At 38.5% G+C, this 1,213-nt stretch carries 1 protein-coding gene; it reads right to left on the bottom strand.

Annotated elements, in window-relative coordinates:
• Positions 1–108: 108 nt before the first annotated feature.
• Positions 109–1,213, bottom strand: a 1,105-nt coding sequence (locus F6K13_RS33995) for a cobalt-precorrin-6A reductase (RefSeq protein WP_287290063.1), incomplete at its 5' end; no start/stop codon positions are given.

Here is a 1,213-nt window from a genome sequence, read left to right as displayed (position 1 = left end):
ATGTCTAATAAACAAGAATTTAGGGGTGTTCGATGGAGCATCCCTATTCTAGTTTTAGAAGATGTCAAAACATGACGTTTTGTATTAGTTTGATGAAGCAGAAAAGACTCAATCACTATAAATTCTGAGCCAAGAAACTGCACTTTCTACATCAGTTACCTGTTTTCCATCAGGAAGAGGAGGGCGTTGGATCATTACTACTGGAATACCTAATTCCCGCGCCGCAATAATTTTAGCATAGGTAGCATCGCCACCACTATTTTTACTAACGATCGCTTCAATCTTATATTTTTGTAAAAGCGACCGCTCTTCTAATAAGGAAAAAGGTCCACGCTTAGTCAATAGTTTTCCCGGGGGTAGTAAGGTATTCAGTTTAGGTGGATCTATAGTCCGCATTAAAAACCAGAGGTTTTGGAGATGAGCATAACTTGCTAACTCTTGACGACCGATGCTCAGAAATACTCGTTGGGCTAATTTTGGTAAAATTTCGATAACAGTTTGCTTATTTTCAACTTCCACCCAGCGATCGCCTTCTGTTTTTTCCCATGGTGGGGAGATGAGCATCAAATGAGGAATATTCAATTCTGAAGTTGCGATCGCTGCATTCCAAGAAATTTGTACTGCAAAAGGATGAGTTGCATCAATTAGCAAATCTATTTGTTGTGCCTGTAGATATTCTGTTAACCCTGGCACACCACCAAAACTCCCTATTCGCGTATGGGTAAATTTGATCGAAGGTTGACGAGTACGACCTGCCAGAGAATTTATTACCTCTAACCCCGGTATTGTAGTAGCTAAAGCTGCCAGTTTCCATCCATTTCCAGTGCCTCCCAAAATCAGCACTCGTTTTTGTTTTGTCATGTTATACCAAATTGATAAGTTTTTGCTACAAATAGCTAGGATATTTCTTACTAATAAAATTGAAGTAGCTAGATGACGAGCAGGTGCAAATGCTTCTGTTTGATGTATTTCTGCTAGTAATGCTAAATTGTGTTCTTTTAGCCACCGATAAACACCAATTACTGGCACACTTTTGTAATTTTGATATAACCCTTTGCCATTATTACCATTCATAGCAGCATTAATAGCATCACTTTCAATACCATCAGGAAATTCTTCAGAACCAAATTTTGTGGCTGAAACTAATGCATGTCTCTTTGATAAACTACTACCAATATTCCCCACTAAATAGGTTTCAACAGTCTCTCCTAAC

It is taken from the genome of Okeania sp. SIO2B9, from assembly GCF_010672505.1.
Classification (GTDB): Bacteria; Cyanobacteriota; Cyanobacteriia; order Cyanobacteriales; family Microcoleaceae; genus Okeania; species Okeania hirsuta.
This window is presented reverse-complemented; position numbering and strand designations above follow the sequence as displayed.